Source organism: Streptomyces sp. NPDC012888, from assembly GCF_042900645.1.
Lineage (GTDB): Bacteria > Actinomycetota > Actinomycetes > Streptomycetales > Streptomycetaceae > Streptomyces.
Genome location: NZ_JBIBBM010000003.1, coordinates 461,884 through 481,574, shown reverse-complemented (window position 1 = coordinate 481,574; position 19,691 = coordinate 461,884). Strand labels below are relative to the sequence as shown.

Below are 19,691 nucleotides of genomic sequence, written 5' to 3'. Positions count from 1 at the left end.
GGCCGGTGGGTGGCCGAAGATGGGGTGACCCCCCGATCTTGCCGACCCGGAGCCTGCGCGTGCTCATACGACTTCTGCGGACCCATCTGGGCCCGTACCGCAAACCGATCGCCCTGCTGGTGCTGCTGCAGTTCCTGCAGACCAGCGCGAGCCTGTACCTGCCCACGCTGAACGCGGACATCATCGACGACGGTGTCGTGAACGGTGACACCGGCTACATCCTGGGCTTCGGCTCGCTGATGCTGCTGGTGTCGCTGGTGCAGCTGGTGTGCAACGTCGGCGCCGTCTACTACGGGGCGCGGACCTCGGCCGCGCTCGGCCGGGACGTGCGGGCGGCGGTGTTCGACCGGGTGCAGGGCTTCTCGGCGCGGGAGGTGGGGCAGTTCGGGGCGCCGTCGCTGATCACGCGTACCACCAACGACGTGCAGCAGGTCCAGATGCTGGTGCTGATGGCGTTCACCCTGATGGTGTCGGCGCCGATCATGTGCGTGGGCGGGATCGTGATGGCGCTGTCGCTGGACGTGCCGCTGTCCGGGGTGCTGGTCGCGGTGGTGCCGGTGCTGGGCGTCTCGGTCGGGCTGATCGTGATGAAGACCCGGCCGCTGTTCCGGCTGATGCAGGAGCGGCTGGACACGGTGAACCGGGTGCTGCGCGAGCAGATCACCGGCAACCGGGTGATCCGTGCCTTCGTGCGCGACGAGTACGAGAAGGGGCGCTTCGAGCGGGCCAACGCCGAGCTGACCGACGTCTCCCTGGCCTCCGGGCGCTGGCTGGCGCTGATGTTCCCGACGGTGATCGTCGTGGTGAACATCTCCAGCGTGGCGGTGGTCTGGTTCGGTGCCATGCGGATCGACGGCGGCGGCATGGAGATCGGCCAGCTGACGGCCTTCCTCGCCTACCTGATGCAGATCGTGATGGCCGTGATGATGGCCACCTTCATGTTCATGATGGTGCCGCGCGCGGAGGTGTGCGCGGAGCGCGTGCAGGAGGTCCTCGACACCGAGTCCAGCGTGGTCCCGCCGGCGGAGCCGGTCCGCACGCTGGCCCGCCGCGGGGAGCTGGAGCTGCGCGGCGCCGACTTCTGTTACCCGGGTGCCGAGGCGATGGTGCTGCGCGGGGTGGACCTGGTGGCGCGGCCCGGCGAGACCACGGCGGTGATCGGGTCCACCGGTAGCGGGAAGTCCACGCTGCTGGGGCTGGTGCCCAGGCTGTTCGACGCGACCGGCGGCGAGGTCCTGGTCGACGGTGAGGACGTACGGCGGATCGATCCGGCGCTGCTGGCGCGGACGGTGGGCATGGTCCCGCAGAAGCCGTACCTGTTCTCCGGGACGGTGGCGTCCAACCTGCGCTACGGACGGCCCGACGCGACGGACGAGGAGCTGTGGCGGGCCCTGGAGGTGGCGCAGGCCAAGGAGTTCGTCTCGGCGCTGGAGGGTGGTCTGGAGGCGCCCGTCGCCCAGGGCGGCACCAATGTCTCCGGCGGTCAGCGGCAGCGTCTGGCGATCGCCCGGACGCTGGTGCAGCGGCCGGAGATCTACCTGTTCGACGACTCGTTCTCGGCGCTGGACTACGCGACGGACGCGGCGCTGCGGGCGGCGCTGGCGCGGGAGACCGAGGACGCCACGGTGGTGATCGTCGCGCAGCGGGTGTCGACCATCCGGGACGCCGACCGGATCGTGGTCCTTGACGAGGGCCGGGTGGTGGGTGTCGGACGGCACCACGAGCTGATGGCCGGCAACGAGACCTACCGGGAGATCGTGCTCTCCCAGCTGACGGAGGCGGAGGCCGCATGAGCGGGCCCGGTGGACGGATGATGATGGGGTCGTCGGGCCAGGGTGCCCTCGACTTCAGGAACTCGGGGCGGCGGCTGCTGGGGCAGATCGCAGTGGACCGGGGGAAGTTGTGGGGCATGGTCGCGGCCGTGTTCGGCAGCGTGACGATGACGGTGGTCGGGCCGAAGATCCTCGGCGAGGCGACCGACCTGGTGTTCGCCGGGATCGTGGGCCGGGAGATGCCGGCCGGGCTCACCAAGGAGCAGGCCCTGGAGGGGCTGCGGGCCGAGGGCCGGGACGGCGCCGCGGACATGCTCTCGGGCACCGACTTCACTCCCGGCCAGGGCATCGACTTCGGTGCGGTCGGCGCGGTGGCGGTGTGGGCGCTGGTGGTGTTCACGCTGGCGGGGCTGCTGATGCTGGTGGCGACCCGGCTGTCGAACCACCTGATCAACGGCAGCGTGTACCGGATGCGCGAGGAGCTGCAGGCGAAGCTGTCGCGGTTGCCGCTGTCCTACTTCGACCGGCAGAAGCGCGGCGAGGTGCTGAGCCGGGCCACGAACGACATCGACAACATCGGCCAGACGCTGCAGCAGACGCTGGGCCAGCTGCTGAACTCGCTGCTGACGATCGTCGGCGTGCTGGCGATGATGTTCTGGATATCGCCGCTGCTGGCGTTGGTCGCGCTGGTGACCGTGCCGGTGTCGGTGGTGATCGCGGGGCGGATCGGCAAGAAGTCGCAGCCGCAGTTCGTGGCGCAGTGGAAGCACACGGGCACGCTGAACGCGCACGTGGAGGAGATGTACTCGGGGCACGCCCTGGTGAAGGTGTTCGGCCGGCAGGAGGAGTCCGCGGCGGTCTTCGCCGAGCAGAACGAGGAGTTGTTCAGGGCCTCGTTCCGGGCGCAGTTCATCAGCGGGATCATGCAGCCGGTGATGTTCTTCGTGTCGAACGTCAACTACGTGCTGGTGGCGGTGGTCGGCGGGCTGAAGGTGGCCTCGGGCACCCTGTCGATCGGTGACGTGCAGGCGTTCATCCAGTACTCGCGGCAGTTCTCGATGCCGCTGACGCAGGTCGCGTCGATGGCGAACCTGGTGCAGTCCGGGGTGGCGTCGGCGGAGCGGATCTACGAGGTGCTGGACGCGCCGGAGCAGGAGGCCGAGCCGGAGCTGCCGGAGCGGCCGGAGCGGGTCCGGGGCCGGGTCACGCTGGAGAAGGTGGCGTTCCGCTACGAGCCGGACAAGCCGCTGATCGAGGACCTGTCGCTGGCGGTGGACCCGGGGCAGACGGTGGCCATCGTGGGCCCGACCGGTGCGGGCAAGACGACCCTGGTGAACCTCCTGATGCGGTTCTACGAGGTGACCGGCGGGCGGATAGCGCTGGACGGGGTGGACGTCGCGCGGATGACCCGCGAGGAACTGCGGTCCCGGATCGGGATGGTGCTCCAGGACACCTGGCTGTTCGGCGGCACGATCGCGGAGAACATCGCGTACGGCGCCTCGCGCGAGGTGAGCCGGGAGGAGGTCGAGGCGGCGGCGCGGGCCGCGCACGCGGACCGGTTCATCCGGACCCTGCCGGACGGCTACGACACCGTGCTGGACGACGAGGGCGCCGGGGTCAGCGCGGGCGAGAAGCAGCTGATCACGATCGCGCGGGCGTTCCTGTCCGAGCCGGTGATCCTGGTGCTGGACGAGGCGACGAGTTCGGTGGACACCCGTACCGAGGTGCTGATCCAGAAGGCGATGGCCCGTCTGTCGGACGGCCGCACGTCGTTCGTGATCGCGCACCGGCTGTCCACGATCCGCGACGCGGACGTGATCCTGGTGATGGAGAACGGCTCGATCGTGGAGCAGGGCACGCACGAGGAGCTGCTGTCCTCCGGCGGCGCGTACGCCCGCCTCTACGCGGCGCAGTTCGCGCAGGCGGTGGCCGAGGTCGACTGAGCGGTGGGGGCGTCTCCTCCGGGGGCGCCCCCGCCCGTCCCGCCCGCCCGGCCCGGCTCGCGCCCGGCTCGCGCGCGGTGCTCAGTCCAGGTAGCCGCGCAGCTGGTCGGCGAAGGTGTGGTCGCGCAGCTTGTTGAGGGTCTTGGACTCGATCTGGCGGATCCGTTCGCGGGTCACGCCGAAGATCCGTCCTATCTCCTCCAGGGTGCGGGGGCGGCCGTCGTCGAGTCCGTAGCGGAGCTGGACCACCTTGCGTTCACGCTCGCCCAGGGTGGACAGCACGGCCTCCAGGTGCTCGCGCAGCAGGAAGAAGGCGGCGGACTCGACGGGCGAGGCGGCGTCGCCGTCCTCGATGAGGTCGCCGAGGGCCACGTCCTCCTCCTCGCCGACGGGGGCGTGCAGGGAGACGGGTTCCTGGGCGAGCCGGAGCACCTCGCTGACCCGCTCGGGGGTGAGTTCCAAGTGCCGGGCGACCTCTTCGGCGGTGGGTTCGTAGCCGCGTTCCTGGAGCATGCGGCGCTGCACGCGGACGACCCGGTTGATCAGTTCGACCACGTGGACGGGCACCCGGATGGTGCGGGCCTGGTCGGCGAGGGCCCGGGACATGGCCTGGCGTATCCACCAGGTGGCGTAGGTGGAGAACTTGAAGCCGCGCGCGTAGTCGAACTTCTCGACGGCGCGGATGAGTCCGAGGTTGCCCTCCTGCACCAGGTCGAGCATGGTCAGGCCGCGTCCGACGTAGCGTTTGGCCACGGACACCACGAGCCGCAGGTTGGCCTCGATCAGCCGGCGTTTGGCCATGCGGCCCATGACGACGAGGCGGTCGAGGTCGACGGCGAGCTGGGAGTCGAGGTCGGGGGTGCTGCCGAGCTTCTCCTCGGCGAACAGTCCGGCTTCGACGCGGCGGGCGAGTTCGACCTCCTCGGCGGCGGTGAGGAGCGGGATTCTGCCTATCTCGCGCAGGTACTGCCGGAACAGGTCGGCTGACGGCCCCCCGCCGGCGCCCTCCGCCCCCCGGCGCTGGTCCGGTATCCGTTCGATGACCTCCAGCGGCTCCGGTTCGTCGTCTTCGTCCACGGCGTCGACCTCGGCCTCCCCCACGGTTCCGGCCTCGGCTTCGGCTTCGGCCTCGGGCCCGGCCGCCGGTCCGGCCCCGTCGGGGCCGTGGTCGACGGGGTGCTGATGGGTCACGGCAAGGGTCTGGGTCTGCACGGGGGCGACCTCCAGGGCTGGAGAGGACTCAGGCACCGCAACTCAGTGTGGGCCACGGCGCGTTGCCGCCACGAGGGTCGTGCGGGCACTTTCTGCGTCCGGTGCGTGACCGGATGGTTACCCACCGACCGGAAGTCCGATGCGCGTCGCACACCCGTGCGCCCCGGTTCAGTCGTCGAGCGGCTCCAGCCGGACCGCGCAGGTCTTGAACTCGGGCATGCGGGAGACCGGGTCGAGGGCCGGGTTGGTGAGCGTGTTGGCGCGTCCCTCGCCGGGCCAGTGGAAGGGCATGAAGACGGTGTCCGCGCGGATGGTGTCGGTGATGCGGGCCGGGGCGACGGCCCGGCCGCGGCGCGAGACGACGGCCAGCGGGCGGCCCTCGGCCGCGCCGACGCGTTCGGCCAGGCGGGGGTGGATCTCCACGAAGGGGCCGGGTGCGGCGGCGTTGAGTTCGTCCACGCGCCGGGTCTGGGCTCCGGACTGGTACTGGGCGACGACCCGGCCGGTGGTGAGCAGGAACGGGTACTCCTCGTCGGGGACCTCGGCGGAGTCGCGGTGTCCGACGGGCACGAAGCGGGCGCGGCCGTCCTCGGTGTGGAAGCGGTCGAGGAAGAGGCGGGGGGTGCCGGGGGGCGGGGTGCCTTCGGGGCAGGGCCAGAAGACGCCCTGGTGTTCCCCGATGGCGCGGTAGGAGATCCCCGAGTAGTCGGCGGGGCCGCCGGCGGAGGCACGGCGGAGCTCTTCGAAGACCTCCTCGGGAGAGGTGGGGAAGGACTTCTCCAGGGCCGGCCGGCCGAGGCCGGGACCGAGACGGGCGGCCAGGCCGTTCAGCACGTCCAGGTCACTGCGGACGCCGGGGGGCGGGGTGAGGGCCTGGCGCCGGAGCAGGACCCTGCCCTCCAGGTTGGTGGTGGTGCCGGTCTCCTCGGCCCACTGGGTGACGGGCAGGACGACGTCGGCGAGCGCGGCGGTCTCGGAGAGGACCACGTCGGCGACGGCGAGGAAGTCCAGGGAGCGGATGCGTTCCTCTACGTGGGCGGCGCGCGGGGCGGAGACCACGGGGTTGGAGGCCATGAGGAGCAGGGCGCGGAGGTCGGTGCCGAGGGCGTCGAGGAGTTCGTAGGCGCTGCGGCCGGGGCCGGGAAGGGTGTCGGGGTCGACTCCCCAGACCTCGGCGACGTGGGCGCGGGCGGCGGGGTCGGTGAGTTTGCGGTAGCCGGGCAGCTGGTCGGCCTTCTGGCCGTGCTCGCGGCCGCCCTGGCCGTTGCCCTGACCGGTGAGGCAGCCGTATCCGGAGTGGGGGCGGCCGGCCCGGCCGGTGGCCAGGGCGAGGTTGATCCAGGCGGAGACGGTGTCGGTTCCCTTGGACTGCTGTTCCGGGCCGCGGGCGGTGAGGATCATGCCGGTGGGCGGGGCGCAGAACATCTCGACTGCGGCACGGAGTTTGGGGACCGGGACGCCCGTGACGCGTTCGACCAGTTCGGGCCAGTGGGCCATGGCGGCGGCGCGGGTCTCGGTCCAGCCGGTGGTGCGGGCGGCGATGAACTCCTCGTCGGTGCGTCCTTCGGCGACGACCAGGTGGAGCAGGCCGAGGGCGAGGGCGAGGTCGGTGCCGGGACGGGGGGCGAGGTGGAGGTCCGCCTGGGCTGCGGTGCGGGTGCGGCGCGGGTCGATCACGATGAGCCTGCCGCCGTTCTCCTTGAGTTCGGTGAGGTAGCGGAGGGCGGGCGGCATCGTCTCGGCCAGGTTGGAGCCGACCAGGATCAGGCAGCCGGTGTGCGGGACGTCGGACAGCGGGAACGGTAGGCCCCGGTCGAGCCCGAAGGCCCGCTGGTGGGCGGCGGCGGCCGAGGACATGCAGAACCGGCCGTTGTAGTCGATCTGCGAGGTGCCCAGCGCGATCCGGGCGAACTTGCCCAGGGCGTAGGCCTTCTCGTTGGTGAGGCCGCCGCCGCCGAAGACGGCGACGGAGTCCGGGCCGTGGGCGGCCCGCGTCCGGGCCAGGCCTTCGGCGGTCCGGTCGAGGGCCTCCTCCCAGGTGGCCGGTTCGAGCCGTCCCGTGGCGTGGGAGCGGACGAGCGGCCCGGTGAGCCTCACCCGGGAGGAGAGCAGGGCGGGCGCGGTGCGGCCCTTGCCGCACAGTGCGCCCCGGTTGACGGGGAACTCCTCGCGTTCCTCCACCTCCACCGAGCCGTCCCCGGTGGGCCGGAGGTTCATGCCGCACTGGAGGGCGCAGTACGGGCAGTGGGTGGCGGTGGTGGCGGTGGTGTGCATGCACCCAGGGTGTGCCGGGGCTGTTACGCGGACGGCCGCCGCCGGTTACGCCTCCCGTACCGGTTCCTCAGCACCGCCGCCGGCGCCCGGTGAGGGGGGACGCGGTGGTGGCCGGTCGAGCACCTCGACGTAGACGATGCGGCCGTGCACGACGTCCACGTTCAGCATTCCCTGCCGGGGAAGGAGGGCGACCGTGCGGTGTCCGGGTCCGTACGGCGTGCCGGGCGGGTGCGGGTGTGTGTACACGCTCTGGCAGGAGCCGTCACCGCAGCCGCACGGCGCGACGATGCGGAGGTCGTGGGCGACCACGGCCAGGTCCCGTTCGCCCTCTTCCTCCAGGAGGGCCATGAGCTCGGCCGTCAGCTCGGGCAGGACCTCGCGCAGGAGCGGCGGCTCCGGAACGCGGGGCGCGGTGTCCTCTGCCACGCGGGGGTCACCCGCCGGTGAGGTGGCGGACGGTGAGGCCGGCCGTCCAGCCGCCGTCGACGGCGAGTTCGGCGCCGGTCATGTAGCCGGCGGCGTCCGAGAGCAGGAAGGCCACGGCGGCGGCGATCTCCTCCGGGAGGCCGACGCGGCCCAGCGGGGCGCCCGGGTACCCGCCCTCGCCGGCCTGGATGCCGAGCGGGGCGGTCATCGGGGTGAGGGTCATGCCGGGGTGGACCGAGTTGACCCGGATGCGCGCCTCCGCCAGCTCCACGGCCCCGATCTTCGACAGGCCCCGCACGCCCCATTTGGAGGCGCCGTACCCGGCGGTGAGGGCGAGGCCGGTGAGTCCCGCCGCCGAGGACATGTTGACGATCGAGCCGCCCCCGCCGGCCCGCAGCAGCGGGATCGCGGTCCTGATGCCGATGAACACGCCGACCAGGTTGATCTCGACGACCCGGCGGAAGTGGTCGACGCTCTCGTGTTCCAGTGGTGTGCCGGTGGCTATCCCGGCGTTGTTGACCAGGCCGTCGAGCCGGCCGAACTCGGCCACGGCGTGGTCGAGGGCGGCCTGCCACTCGGCCTCGCTGGTGACGTCGTGCTTCAGGAACCGTGCCGCGTCCCCGAGCTCCGCGGCGGTGGCCGCGCCCTCCTCCTCCAGCACGTCGGTGATCAGGACCTTGCCGCCGCCGTCCACGACGGCACGTGCGGCGGCGGCGCTGAGGCCCCGGGCCCCGCCGGTGATGACGACGACCTTGCCGCCGAGATCGGCCATGGCCATGCCCCCCATGCTCCCCACCCCAATATGACTAATCGGAATATCGGCGGCGTCAGTCTGCCAGAGCCGTCAGGGCCCGCGACACCCCTTGCTCCCTCGGTCCCAGGAAGGTCGGTTCGGGCTTGAACGCGGCGTCCAGCGCGGCCTTGCCGGCCGCGAACACCTCGCGGGCACCGCCGTAGTACCAGGTCGCGTCGTGCACATCGGCCACCCCCACGCCGTGGGCGTCGACCCCGGCCGCCCCGCACAGGGCGACCGCCCGGCGTATGTGGAAGCCCTGGCTGATCAGCACCGCCCGGTCCACGCCGAAGATCCGCTTGGCCCGGACGCAGGAGTCCCAGCTGTCGAAGCCGGCGTAGTCGCTGACGATCCGGTCGTCGGGTATGCCGTGGGCCGTGAGGTATCTGCGCATGGCCTCCGGCTCGTCGTACTCCACCCGGCTGTTGTCGCCCGTCACCAGCACCACCTTCACCCGGCCCGCCCGGTACAGCTCGGCCGCCGCGTCCAGCCGCCGGGCCAGGTACGGCGTCGGCCGCTCCCCCAGCAGCCCGGCCCCGAAGACCATCGCCACGTCGGCCGCCGGGACGTCCGCCGTGCCGTGCAGCCGGCCCCCGGACGCCGCGTGCGTCCACGCCGACGGCAGCAGCGCCAGCACGCAGCCCGCCATCAGCGCCTGCACCACCCGCCGCTGCCGCCGCCGTGACCACGCGGACCACCGCGTCCCCGTCCCCATGCCGCTCCCCCTCACTCGTCCCTCCCGCGGCCCTCACGCCGCTCGAACAGTCCGACGAACGGCCCCGGCCCGCCAGTTCCTCCCCCACCCCCTTTCACTCGTACGAATGACCGAGTGAGCTCCCGGAAAACAGCCGTCACGCCCGCGCAACGACCCGGCAACGCGAACCCGCCACCATCGGTGCGTATGCCAGCCACCCTCGTCGCCGTCGCCCACGGCAGCCGCGACCCCCGCGCCCTCACCACCGTCACCGCCCTGCTGGAGCGGGTCCGCGCGCTCCGCCCCGGCCTCGACGTGCGCCTCGGCCACGTCGAGCTCGACACGCCGCTCCTCGGGGACACGCTGCACGCCCTCCCCGCCGGCACCGGGGCCGTCCTCGTACCCCTGCTCCTCGGCCGCGGCCACCACGTCAAACGCGACCTCCCGGACACCGCCGCCCGCGCCGCCCACCTGCGCATCCGCCAGGCCGCCCCGCTCGGCCCGCACCCCCTCCTCGCCGAAGCCCTGCACGACCGGCTGCGCGCCGCCGGCTGGCTGCCCGGCACGGCCGTGGTCCTCGCCGCCGCCGGCTCCCGCGACCCCGACTCCGCCGCCGACACCCGCCGCACCGCCGCCCTGCTCGCCGCCCGCCTCGGCGGCGTCCCCGTCGTCCCCGCGTACGCCTCCGCCGCGGCCCCGTCCGTGCCCGAGGCCGTACGGGCCCTCGCCGCCCGCAGCCACGAGGTGGCCGTCGCCTCCTACTTCACCGCCCCCGGCCGGTTCGCCACCCAGAGCGCCGCCGCCGCGCCCGGCCCGGCCGCGGCCCCCCTCGGCGACCACCCCGCGCTGGCCCGGCTCGTCCTCGCCCGCTACGACCTCGCCCTCCGGCAGCCGTACCGCGGCCCCCGGCCGGAACTCGTCCCGGCCTGATCCCGCTTTGCGGGCCCCTCCGGTTACCGTCTCCTCATGGAAGGCACCGCACCCGCCCCGGCCCTGGACCCCTACGACCCCTCCGACACCGAGCGCTGGGCGGCAGAACCCGACAAACGGCCAGGCCGGACGGCTTTCCAGCGGGACCGGGCGCGCGTGCTGCACTCCGGCGCCCTGCGCCGCCTCGCCGGCAAGACCCAGGTGGTCACCCCCGGCAGCCGCTCCCACGACTGGGACGCCAGCCCCCGCACCCGGCTCACCCACTCCCTGGAGTGCGCCCAGGTGGGACGGGAACTCGGCGCGGCCCTCGGCTGCGACCCCGACCTCGTCGAGGCGGCCTGCCTGTCCCACGACATGGGCCACCCGCCGTTCGGGCACAACGGCGAGGAGGTGCTCAACGAGTTCGCCGCGGACTGCGGCGGCTTCGAGGGCAACGCGCAGTCGCTGCGCCTGCTGACCCGGCTGGAGCCGAAACGGTTCGTGCCCGACCCGGTCACCGGCGAGCCGGTCAGCGTCGGCCTGAACCTGACCCGGGCCGCGCTCGACGCGGCCACCAAGTACCCCTGGCCGCGCGGGCTGCACCCCACCGACCCGGGCTCGGTGAAGTTCGGCGCGTACGAGGACGACCTGCCGGTCTTCACCTGGCTGCGGCAGGGCGCGCCCGGGGACCGCAAGTGCTTCGAGGCCCAGGTGATGGACTGGTCGGACGACGTGGCGTACTCCGTCCACGACTTCGAGGACGGCCTGCACGCCGCCCACCTCGACCCGAACATGCTGCTCGCCGAGCCCGAGCGGCGCGCCATCGCCGAGGTGGCGATCGGCCGCTACGTGCCCGCCGGCACCGACCCGGCGGAGATCGGCGAGGCCCTGGACCGGCTGCTGGAAGAGGACTGGTGGCCGCACGGGTACGACGGCTCGGCCGTCGCCCAGGCCCGTCTCAAGGACGCCACCAGCCAGTTGATCGGCCGGTTCTGCCTGGCCGCCGAAGGGGCCACCCGGGAGGCGTACGGGCACGGCCGGCTCACCCGGTACTCCGCCGAGCTGGTGGTCCCCCGGCAGACCCGCGTCGAGTGCGCCGTGCTCAAGGCCGTCGCCGACCTGTACGTGATGCAGCGGGCCGAGCAGGAACGGGTCCGGGCCGAGCAGCGCATCGTCCTGGCCGAACTCGCGGACGCCCTGCTGGCCCGCGCCCCCGAGGGACTGGACCCCCAGTTCCGCGCCCTGTTCGACGCGGCGCCCGACGACCGGGCGCGGAAACGCGCGGTCATCGACCAGATCGCCTCCCTCACCGACGCCTCCGCCCGCTCGCTGCACACCCGCCTCACGGCCCGCCCGGGACACCCCGCGCGGTGAGCCGATCGGGCCACGGCCCCTTCACGCGGCACGCTCGGTGCGGGACGCTCGCATGTGGTCGCATGTGACGAAGAGGTTATGAGGAGGCATCAGGTGGTCGACGCACACCGGACGTTCGTCATCGTCGGCGGGGGTCTGGCCGGGGCCAAGGCGGCGGAAACACTGAGGTCGGAGGGGTTCACCGGCCGGGTCATCCTGATCGGCGACGAGCGCGACCACCCGTACGAACGGCCGCCGCTGTCCAAGGGCTACCTGCTGGGCAAGGAGGAGCGCGACAGCGTGTTCGTCCACGAACCGGCCTGGTACGCGCGCGCCGACGTCGAGCTGCACCTCGGCCAGCCCGCCGTCCAGCTGGAGCGCGCGGAGAAGCGGGTGGTGCTCGGCGACGGCACGGCCCTCCACTACGACAAGTTGCTGCTGGCCACCGGCTCCGAGCCGCGCCGCCTGGACATCCCGGGCACCGGGCTGGCCGGGGTGCACCACCTGCGCCGGCTCGCCCACGCGGAGCGGCTGCGCGGCACCCTGGCGGCCCTCGGCCGGGACAACGGCCGGCTGGTGATCGCGGGCGCCGGCTGGATCGGCCTGGAGGTCGCCGCCGCGGCCCGCAACTACGGGGCCGAGGTCACCGTGATCGAGCCGGAGGCCACCCCCCTGTACACCGTGCTGGGCCCGGAGCTCGGACAGCTCTTCGCCGACCTGCACCGCGAGCACGGGGTGGTGTTCCACTTCGGCGCCCGGCTGACCGAGATCACCGGCCAGGACGGGATGGTGCTGGCCGTCCGCACCGACGACGGCGAGGAACACCCGGCGCACGCGGTCCTCGCCGCGATCGGCGCGGCCCCGCGCACCGCGCTCGCCGAGACCTCCGGGCTGGCCCTGGTGGACCGGGCGCACGGCGGCGGCGTCGCCGTGGACGCCTCGCTGCGCACCTCCGACCCCGACGTGTACGCGGCCGGCGACGTGGCGGCGGCCCACCATCCGCTGTTCGGGACCCGGCTGCGGGTCGAGCACTGGGCGAACGCCCTCAACGGCGGCCCGGCCGCGGCGCGGGCCATGCTGGGCCAGGAGGTGAGCTACGACCGGGTGCCGTACTTCTTCTCCGACCAGTACGACCTGGGCATGGAGTACTCCGGGTACGCCCCGCCCGGGAGCTACGACCAGGTCGTGGTCCGCGGTGATGCCGGACGCCGCGAGTTCATCGCCTTCTGGCTGTCGGGGGGCCGGGTGCTGGCGGGCATGAACGTGAACGTCTGGGACGTGACCGACCGCATCCAGGCGCTGATCAGGTCGGGGGCCGCCGTGGACCCCGACGCGCTCGCCGACCCGGCGGTTCCGCTGGAGTCGCTGGCGCCGGCCGCGGGGCGGGAGGGCGCCTGACCGGATCGTCGTACTCCGGCCGTAGACTTCACGCGTGGCAGGCAGGATCAACGACGACGACGTGAAGGCGGTACGGGACGCGGTCCCGATCGACGCCGTCGTCTCCGAGTACCTCCAGCTGCGCAACGCCGGCGGCGGCAACCTCAAGGGCCTCTGCCCCTTCCACGACGAGAAGTCCCCGTCCTTCCAGGTCAGCCCCAGCAAGGGGCTGTACCACTGCTTCGGCTGCCAGGCGGGCGGGGACACCCTCGACTTCATCATGAAGATCGACCACCTCTCCTTCTCGGAGGCGGTGGAGCGGCTGGCCGGCCAGGCCGGCATCACCCTGCGGTACGAGGAGGGCGGCTACACCGCCGGAACCAGCGGCCGCGGCGAGCGGATCCGGCTGGTCGAGGCGCACAGGGAGGCCGCCCGGTTCTACGTCGCCCAGCTGGAGTCCCCGGAGGCGGAGATCGGCCGCAGGTTCCTGGCGGAGCGCGGCTTCGACCAGGCCGCCGCGGCGCACTTCGAGGTGGGGTACAGCCCGGCCGGCTGGGACCACCTGACCCGGTTCCTGCGCGGGCGGGGCTTCAGCGACAAGGAGCTGATCCTGTCCGGGCTCGCCCAGGACAGCCGCAGCGGGAAGCCGATCGACCGGTTCCGGGGGCGGCTGATGTGGCCGATCCGGGACATCACCGGCGAGGTGGTGGGCTTCGGCGCGCGCAAGCTGCGCGACGACGACAACGGCCCCAAGTACCTGAACACCCCGGAGACGCCGATCTACCGGAAGTCGCAGGTCCTGTACGGCATCGACCTGGCGAAGAAGGAGATCGCGAAGACCTCCCGGGCGGTGGTGGTCGAGGGCTACACCGACGTGATGGCCTGCCACCTGGCCGGGGTGACCACCGCGATCGCGACCTGTGGCACGGCCTTCGGCGGGGACCACATCAAGATCCTGCGGCGGCTGCTGATGGACAACGCGACCGCCGAGGTGATCTTCACCTTCGACGGCGACGCGGCCGGCCAGAAGGCCGCGCTGCGGGCCTTCGAGGACGACCAGAAGTTCGCGGCGGAGACCTCCATCGCGATCACCCCCGGCGGGATGGACCCGTGCGAGCTGCGGCTGGCCGAGGGCGACGAGGCGGTGCAGGGGCTGGTGGAGTCCCGTACTCCGCTGTTCGAGTTCGCGATGCGACACATCGTGTCCCGGCACAACCTGGACCATCCCACGGGCCGGGCGGCCGCCCTGGACGAGGCGGCCCCGGTGGTCGCCAAGATCAAGAACGTCGCCATCCAGCACGAGTCGGCGGTGCAGCTGGCGGGGATGCTCGGCATCCTCGACGAGCAGTTCGTGGTCAAGCGGGTGGCGCAGCAGGCCCGCTGGGCGCGCGAGCGGGGCTCCGCGGGACCGGGAGGTCCGGGCGGCCGGACGCCGCAGCCGTCGCGCGGACAGGCGTACGACGGGGTCGCCGCGCCCGCTCCGGCCGCGGGCCCGGGCCCGGCGCTGAACCTGCGCAACCCGGCCCACCGGGCGGAGCGGGAGCTGCTCAAGCTGGCGCTGCAGCGGCCGGAGCTGGTGGCCCCGGCGTTCGACGCGTACGGGGTGGACGAGTTCACCGCCCCGCCGTACGCGGCGGTCCGGCAGGCCGTGCACGAGGCGGGTGGCGTGGCGGCGGCCGACGAGGGCTACCTGGCCCGGGTCCGCGACGTGGCGCCGAACGACACGGTCCGGGCGCTGGTGACCGAGCTGATGGTGGAACCGCTCCAGCGGAAGACCGTGGACGAGGTGTACGCGGGCGAGTTCCTCGTCGCGGTGCGGCTGCTGGCGGTGGACCGCCGGGTCAACGAGTTGAACAGCGCGATCGTCCGGCTGAACCCGCAGGCGCAGGCGGAGCGGCACCAGGAGATCAACCAGGAGCTGTGGGTGCTCCAGCAGTACGGGCGGCGGCTGCGGGAGCAGGGCGCGGCCGGGCTGTGACGCGCCCCGCCCGCCGTCAGCGGGCGGGAGGGTTCAGCGGCCGAGCCAGTCGCCGCCGGGGATCGGGGTGCCGGACTCGGCGAGCCGCCGGGCCACCAGCGGCGACGCCAGGTAGACCCACGCCGGGACCGTGGTGCCGTCCGGGCGGAGCGCCGCGCGGGTGACCCGGTCGTAGACGTTCCGCGGGCGGCCTGGGCCGTGGTACTCCTCCAGCCGGTCCAGCGCGCGCAGCAGTTCCCCGTACGCCCCGGGCGCGGCGGTGACCAGTTCGCCGGCTATGGAGGTGCCGGGGTGTTCGACGGCGTACGGGTAGCCGGGGCCCTCGTAGAGCCGCGCGCCGGGGAGCCGGGCGGGTTCCTCGGCGGCGGTGCGGCCGAGGAGGAAGAGGGCGTGGTTGTGTTCCCCCGGGCGGAGGGTGCCGTAGACGAAGAACGGCAGCTCGGCGGTCACGGGGCGACCTCCTCGGCGACCCAGGCGAGGTAGCCGGCGGACCCCCGTACCACCGGGGTGGCGATGACCTCGGGGGTGTCGTAGGGGTGCGCGGCGAGCAGCCGGTCCTCCAGGGCGGGGTAGCGCTCGGCGGTGGTCTTGAACAGGACCTGCCACTCCTGGGTGGTCTCCGTCAGGCCCTTCCACCGGTACACCGAGGTCACGGGGCCGGAGACCTGGGCGCAGGCCGCCAGCCGGGCCTCCACCAGCAGCCGGGCCAGCTCGGCGGCGGCCCCGGCGGAGTCCAGGGTGGTGAGCACGGTGAGGACGGCGGGCTGCGGGACGGGCGGCTGCTCGCCCGGCCGGTCGACTGGTGTCACGGGTTTCCTCCCTGCGGATACGACGGTGGTGCGGCCGCCGGTGCGCGGGGGCCTCCGCTACCGGTCGGAGGCCCCGTCCGGCCCGCCGGGCCACCCTACGCACGCCCGGGCCCGCTCAAACGCCGGTCCGGCCGCAAGGCGCCGGACCGCGCCGGCCGGCCCCGCCGGCGGTTGGGGCGGCCGGGCCGGCGTCGGGGCGGCCGGGCCGGCGTCGGGGCGGGGGTCACCCGTGCGGAGGTCGGTGGGGGCGGCGGTCGAGGGGGGCTCTGACGTGCCCCGATGCGGCCGGCGGCGGGAGCGGGGGCCGGATCTGACGGGGCATCGGCATGCGGCCGGGCCCGTGCCGGGTTTAGCTCGACGCACGACCTTCGTGTCACGAGGAGCGAGGTACTCCCCATGCGCCGACGCACCGCCCGTCTGCTGACCGCCACCGCGCTGACCGCCGCCGCCTTCTCCGGCCCGGTCGCCGGTGCGGTCGCCGGTGCGGTCGCGCCGGTGCCGCTCGCCGAGGGGGACTTCGCGCCGCTGGAGGTGTGGCCCAAGTCGGCCGCGCCGGGCGCCACCGTCACCGTCAACACCACGGCCTGCGGGCCCGGCGGGCACGCCGACGGCGACGCCACCACGGTCGGCGGCGGCCGGTTCCGGCTGGTTCCGGGCACCCACGAGGAGGTGGTCGTGGGACAGTTCCAGATCGCCCGCGGCACCCGGCCCGGCACCTACGACATCGGTGCCACCTGCGCCGACGGCGAGTACGCCACCGGCGACCTGGTCGTCGTCGAACGGCAGGGCCCCCAGGGCCGTGTCCGGACGGGGGTGGGCGGCGGTACGACCACCGCGGCCGATCCCCCCAAGATCGCGGCGGGAGCGGCAGTGCTGGCCGCGGCCGCCGCCGGCGGTACCTGGCTCCTGCGTCGCCGGGCGAGCGGCACGCAGGGCTGACGGGCGCCCACCGCGGCCCCGGCCGCGGCCCGACCGGTACCGCCCCCCGTCGCCCGCCCCGCGAGGTCCCCCCGTTCGCGGGGACGGGCGACGGCCAGTTGACCGTCACACGCGCCGAGGGGGTGCCATGCGAGGCGACATGCGGCCGGCCGGCCGCCGCGGGGCCGACCGGACCGGGCACGGGACCGGGCACCGGACCGCCCGCGGTACCGCCCGCCGTACCGGGATCGCCGTCGACCCCCGCACCCGTACCGCCGGCCGCGCCGGACTCCTCGCGCTCGCCGCCTGTGTCGGCGTCTGGCTGGTCACCAGCGGTTCCGCCGAGCAGGTACGGCCGCCCCAGCCCTCCCCCGCCGAGGCCCTGGCCGGCATCCCGCCCGGCCCGGCCGGCGGGGCACCCGCCCCGCTGCCCGGCTCCCGGCCGACCCGCATCCGTATCCCGGGCATCGGTGTGGACGCCCCGCTGACCGGCCTCGGACTGGAGCCCGACGGCAGCCTCCAGACGCCCCCGGCGCACCGCCTGGACCTCGCCGGCTGGTACCGGGAGGGGACCACGCCCGGCTCCGCCGGCACCGCGATCGTCGCCGGGCACGTGGACCACGCCACCGGGCCCGCCGTGTTCTACCGGCTGGGGGCGCTGCGGCGCGGCGCGCGGATCGAGGTGCCGCGCGAGGACGGGCGCACGGCCGTGTTCACCGTGCACGCGGTGGAGGTGTACGACGCGGACGCGTTCCCCGACGAGCGGGTGTACGGGCAGGCCGGGCGGGCCGAGCTGCGGGTGATCACCTGCGGCGGCCGCTTCTCCCCCGGCACCGGGTACCGGGGGAACGTGGTGGTCTTCGCCCACCTCACCGGGACGTACCGGGAGCCGGGACCGGCGGCGGTCAGGCCCACTGCTCCAGACCGAGCTTGACGACGAGCGCGCAGACCACCGTCAGCAGCACCATCCGGACGAAGCCGCTGCCCTTCTTCAGGGCGAGCCGGGCGCCGGCCATGCCGCCCGCCAGGTTGAAGGCGGCCATCAGGGCGGCCAGCTGCCACAGCACCGCGCCCTGGAAGGCGAACACGGCGAGCGCGCCCGCGTTGGTGCCGGCGTTCACGATCTTGGCGGTGGCGGAGGCGGTGAGCAGGTCGAGGTGGAGCAGGGCGGTGAGGGACAGCACGAGGAAGGTGCCGGTGCCGGGCCCGATCAGGCCGTCGTAGAAGCCGATGCCGAGGCCGGCCAGCAGGATCGCGGCGACCACCCGGCGGCGGGTGACCGGTCCGGAGGCGGGCGCCGCCCCGAACGCGGGCCGGAAGATCACGAAGGCGGCGACCAGCAGCAGCACCACCATGATCACCGGGGTCATGGTCTCCTTCCGGAAGGCCCCGGCGAGCAGCGCTCCGCCCGCCGCCCCCGCCGTGGCGGCCGCGCCGATCCGCAGTGCCACGCGGACGTCCACCGGCGCCTTGCGGGCGAAGGTGACGGCCGCACCGGTGGTACCGACGATCGCCACCGCCTTGTTGGTGCCGAGCGCGTGGGTGAGCGGTACGTTCGCGGGCAGGCCGAGCAGCAGGGCCGGCAGGAGCAGCAGGCCTCCGCCGCCCACCACGGCGTCGATCCAGCCTGCCGCCGCGGCGGCCACGCACAGCACGATGATCATCGTCGTCGATATGTCAGGCACGTCCCGACCTTATGGATCACCGCGGTGCGGCGGGGACCGGCTCCGGGTTTCTTGCGCAAGGTTTGAGGTTTCCCCCGCCCCCCCCGGCCGCGGAGGGGGCCTCACCGGGGCCGTTCCCCCTCTGGGAGGGCGGTGTTCCGTCCGGGTAACAAACGCGATGCGGCGGGGAAACAGCGGCCGCGCAGGCTCTTGGCATGACCTCGCAACAGCGTGTGGTGGTGATCGGCGGCGGCCTGGCGGGCCTGCGGCTCGCCCAGCGGCTCACCGCTCCGACGGCCGCTCCGGCGGTCGCGGCCCCGTCCGCGGCCGCGACCGCATCCACGGCCGCGACCGCGACGGCCGTCACCGTCCTCGGTGAGGAACCGCACGCCCCGTACAACCGGGTGCTGCTCGCCGAGGTCCTCGCCGGCCGGTACGCGCCCGAGGTCGCCGCCCTGCCCGCGCCCGGCCCGGCACTGCGCCGGGGCGTGCGCGCGGTGCGGATCGACCGGGCCGAGCGGCGGGTGCACTGCGACGACGGCTCGGTCGAGCCGTACGACGCTCTGGTGCTCGCCACCGGCTCCAACCCGGTGCTGCCGCCGCTGCGCGGCCTGTTCGAGCCGGAGGGACGGGAACTCCCGGACGGGGTCCACGCGTTCCGCACCATGGACGACTGCCTCGCCCTGTCCGGCGCCGTCCGGCCGGGCCTGCGCGCCGTGGTCATCGGCGGCGGGCTGCTCGGCGTGTCCGCCGCCCGCGCCCTGGCCTCGCGGGGCGCACAGGTGGTGCTGGCACAGCAGGGCGAACGCCTGATGGAGCGCCAGCTCGACGTGGAGGCGTCGGCCCTGCTGCACTCCCACCTGGCCGGACTGGGGGTGGAGATCCACACCCAGTGCCGCGTCCGCGGCCTGGTCACCGCCCGGCCCGCGGCCAGGCGCCCGGCGGGCGAGCGGACCGGTTCCGACCGGCCCGGTGCCGAGCGGACGGGGCCCGGCCGGCGGGTCACCGGTGTCGAGCTCGCCGACGGCTACCGCCTCGACGCCGACCTCGTCGTCCTGGCCTGCGGCGTACGGCCGCGCACCGGCCTCGCCCTGGCCGCCGGGCTCGACGTGCGCAAGGGCGTGGTCGTGGACGACGAGCTGCGCACCTCCGACCCCCGGATCCACGCGATCGGCGACTGCGCCGAGCACGCCGGCCTGGTCTACGGCCTGGCCGGCCCGGCCCTGGATCAGGCGGACGCCCTGGCCGCCCTGCTCTCGGCCGGTCCCACCGGCCCCCGCCGCTACACCGGCACCCGCGCGCTCACCCGGCTCACCCTCCCCACCGGCATCGACCTGGCCGCCTTCGGCGAGACCACCCCCCGCCCCGGCGACGACGTGGTCCGGCTCTCCGACGCCACCCGCCGGACGTACCGGAAGGTCGTCGTCCGCGACGACCGGCTGGTCGGCGGAGTCCTGCTCGGCGAGCTCTCCACCGTGGGCGCCCTCGCCCGCACCTGGGAGGGCGACGAGCTCCTGCCCACCGGCTCCGACCTGTTCCACCTGCTCACCGACGACGGAGGCTCCTGAC

General features: G+C 74.1%; 17 protein-coding genes. 9 read left to right on the top strand and 8 right to left on the bottom strand.

Annotation, left to right across the window (positions count from 1 at the left end; translation table 11 throughout):
* The first annotated feature begins 59 nt into the window (after positions 1-59).
* Positions 60-1,793 (top strand): ABC transporter ATP-binding protein, encoded by a 1,734-nt coding sequence (locus ACFY61_RS07000; RefSeq protein ID WP_389467932.1) that lies wholly within the window; start codon positions 60-62, stop codon positions 1,791-1,793.
* Positions 1,790-3,715, top strand: coding sequence for an ABC transporter ATP-binding protein (locus ACFY61_RS06995; protein WP_389467929.1), 1,926 nt, complete (start codon positions 1,790-1,792; stop codon positions 3,713-3,715). Before ACFY61_RS07000 ends, ACFY61_RS06995 begins: the two co-directional genes overlap by 4 nt.
* A gap of 81 nt (positions 3,716-3,796) precedes the next feature.
* On the opposite strand, the gene ACFY61_RS06990 is transcribed toward ACFY61_RS06995, so the two are convergent.
* The 5 genes from ACFY61_RS06990 to ACFY61_RS06970 all read right to left on the bottom strand — a co-directional run bounded on the left by ACFY61_RS06990 (position 3,797) and on the right by ACFY61_RS06970 (position 9,135).
* Positions 3,797-4,927, bottom strand: coding sequence for an RNA polymerase sigma factor (locus ACFY61_RS06990; protein WP_389468195.1), 1,131 nt, complete (start codon positions 4,925-4,927; stop codon positions 3,797-3,799).
* A gap of 168 nt (positions 4,928-5,095) precedes the next feature.
* Positions 5,096-7,201 (bottom strand): molybdopterin oxidoreductase family protein, encoded by a 2,106-nt coding sequence (locus tag ACFY61_RS06985; protein ID WP_389467927.1) that lies wholly within the window; start codon positions 7,199-7,201, stop codon positions 5,096-5,098.
* Between the two features lie 45 nt (positions 7,202-7,246).
* The gene (locus ACFY61_RS06980; RefSeq protein ID WP_389467926.1) at positions 7,247-7,627 is read right to left on the bottom strand and encodes a hypothetical protein; all 381 of its coding nucleotides are present in this window, start codon (positions 7,625-7,627) and stop codon (positions 7,247-7,249) included.
* 7 nt (positions 7,628-7,634) lie between these two features.
* The gene (locus ACFY61_RS06975) at positions 7,635-8,399 is read right to left on the bottom strand and encodes a glucose 1-dehydrogenase (RefSeq protein ID WP_389468192.1); all 765 of its coding nucleotides are present in this window, start codon (positions 8,397-8,399) and stop codon (positions 7,635-7,637) included.
* A 55-nt stretch (positions 8,400-8,454) separates the two neighbouring features.
* Positions 8,455-9,135: a vancomycin high temperature exclusion protein gene (locus ACFY61_RS06970; protein ID WP_389467924.1), complete on the bottom strand. Its 681-nt coding sequence runs from the start codon at positions 9,133-9,135 to the stop codon at positions 8,455-8,457.
* 186 nt (positions 9,136-9,321) lie between these two features.
* Here ACFY61_RS06970 and ACFY61_RS06965 point away from each other — a divergent pair, with 186 nt between their 5' ends.
* The 4 genes from ACFY61_RS06965 (at position 9,322) to dnaG (ending at position 14,731) form a co-directional block, all read left to right on the top strand.
* Positions 9,322-10,044: a sirohydrochlorin chelatase gene (locus ACFY61_RS06965; protein ID WP_389467922.1), complete on the top strand. Its 723-nt coding sequence runs from the start codon at positions 9,322-9,324 to the stop codon at positions 10,042-10,044.
* Between the two features lie 36 nt (positions 10,045-10,080).
* Positions 10,081-11,397, top strand: a complete 1,317-nt coding sequence (locus ACFY61_RS06960) for a deoxyguanosinetriphosphate triphosphohydrolase (RefSeq protein ID WP_389467919.1) — start codon at positions 10,081-10,083, stop codon at positions 11,395-11,397.
* Positions 11,398-11,490: 93 nt separating this feature from the next.
* On the top strand, positions 11,491-12,774 hold the full coding sequence (locus ACFY61_RS06955) for an NAD(P)/FAD-dependent oxidoreductase (RefSeq protein ID WP_389467916.1): 1,284 nt from the start codon (positions 11,491-11,493) through the stop codon (positions 12,772-12,774).
* A 34-nt stretch (positions 12,775-12,808) separates the two neighbouring features.
* Entirely contained in the window at positions 12,809-14,731 is a 1,923-nt protein-coding gene (dnaG, locus tag ACFY61_RS06950; RefSeq protein WP_389467913.1) for a DNA primase, read from the top strand.
* A 33-nt stretch (positions 14,732-14,764) separates the two neighbouring features.
* Here the strand turns inward: dnaG and ACFY61_RS06945 are convergent, their stop codons facing one another.
* Together ACFY61_RS06945 and cutA are read right to left on the bottom strand one after the other, a co-directional pair.
* Positions 14,765-15,181, bottom strand: coding sequence for a gamma-glutamylcyclotransferase family protein (locus ACFY61_RS06945; protein ID WP_389467910.1), 417 nt, complete (start codon positions 15,179-15,181; stop codon positions 14,765-14,767).
* Positions 15,178-15,540 carry a divalent-cation tolerance protein CutA gene (gene cutA / locus ACFY61_RS06940; protein ID WP_389467907.1) on the bottom strand — a complete coding sequence of 121 codons (363 nt, stop codon included), beginning with the start codon at positions 15,538-15,540 and terminating at the stop codon, positions 15,178-15,180. The genes ACFY61_RS06945 and cutA overlap by 4 nt, the downstream gene beginning before the upstream one ends.
* A gap of 396 nt (positions 15,541-15,936) precedes the next feature.
* Between cutA and ACFY61_RS06935 the strand changes: the two genes are divergently transcribed.
* Both ACFY61_RS06935 and ACFY61_RS06930 read left to right on the top strand, forming a co-directional pair.
* Positions 15,937-16,479, top strand: coding sequence for a hypothetical protein (locus ACFY61_RS06935; RefSeq protein ID WP_389467904.1), 543 nt, complete (start codon positions 15,937-15,939; stop codon positions 16,477-16,479).
* Positions 16,480-16,606: 127 nt separating this feature from the next.
* Entirely contained in the window at positions 16,607-17,392 is a 786-nt protein-coding gene (locus tag ACFY61_RS06930; protein ID WP_389467902.1) for a class F sortase, read from the top strand.
* Here ACFY61_RS06930 and ACFY61_RS06925 read toward each other — a convergent pair.
* Positions 17,364-18,143, bottom strand: a complete 780-nt coding sequence (locus ACFY61_RS06925; protein WP_389467900.1) for a sulfite exporter TauE/SafE family protein — start codon at positions 18,141-18,143, stop codon at positions 17,364-17,366. The genes ACFY61_RS06930 and ACFY61_RS06925 overlap by 29 nt on opposite strands.
* Positions 18,144-18,337: 194 nt before the next feature.
* On the opposite strand from ACFY61_RS06925, the gene ACFY61_RS06920 reads away from it, so the two are divergent.
* Positions 18,338-19,690, top strand: coding sequence for an NAD(P)/FAD-dependent oxidoreductase (locus ACFY61_RS06920; protein WP_389467897.1), 1,353 nt, complete (start codon positions 18,338-18,340; stop codon positions 19,688-19,690).
* The last annotated feature ends 1 nt before the right edge of the window (position 19,691 follow it).

Bases quoted from the DNA above. Each gene is read 5' to 3' on its own strand.
- ACFY61_RS06995 (WP_389467929.1), top strand. From the start codon at position 1,790: ATGAGCGGGCCCGGTGGACGGATGATGATGGGGTCGTCGGGCCAGGGT.
- ACFY61_RS06985 (WP_389467927.1), bottom strand. From the start codon at position 7,201: ATGCACACCACCGCCACCACCGCCACCCACTGCCCGTACTGCGCCCTC.
- ACFY61_RS06975 (WP_389468192.1), bottom strand. From the start codon at position 8,399: ATGGCCGATCTCGGCGGCAAGGTCGTCGTCATCACCGGCGGGGCCCGG.
- ACFY61_RS06970 (WP_389467924.1), bottom strand. From the start codon at position 9,135: ATGGGGACGGGGACGCGGTGGTCCGCGTGGTCACGGCGGCGGCAGCGG.
- ACFY61_RS06965 (WP_389467922.1), top strand. From the start codon at position 9,322: ATGCCAGCCACCCTCGTCGCCGTCGCCCACGGCAGCCGCGACCCCCGC.
- ACFY61_RS06960 (WP_389467919.1), top strand. From the start codon at position 10,081: ATGGAAGGCACCGCACCCGCCCCGGCCCTGGACCCCTACGACCCCTCC.
- ACFY61_RS06935 (WP_389467904.1), top strand. From the start codon at position 15,937: ATGCGCCGACGCACCGCCCGTCTGCTGACCGCCACCGCGCTGACCGCC.
- ACFY61_RS06930 (WP_389467902.1), top strand. From the start codon at position 16,607: ATGCGAGGCGACATGCGGCCGGCCGGCCGCCGCGGGGCCGACCGGACC.
- ACFY61_RS06920 (WP_389467897.1), top strand. From the start codon at position 18,338: ATGACCTCGCAACAGCGTGTGGTGGTGATCGGCGGCGGCCTGGCGGGC.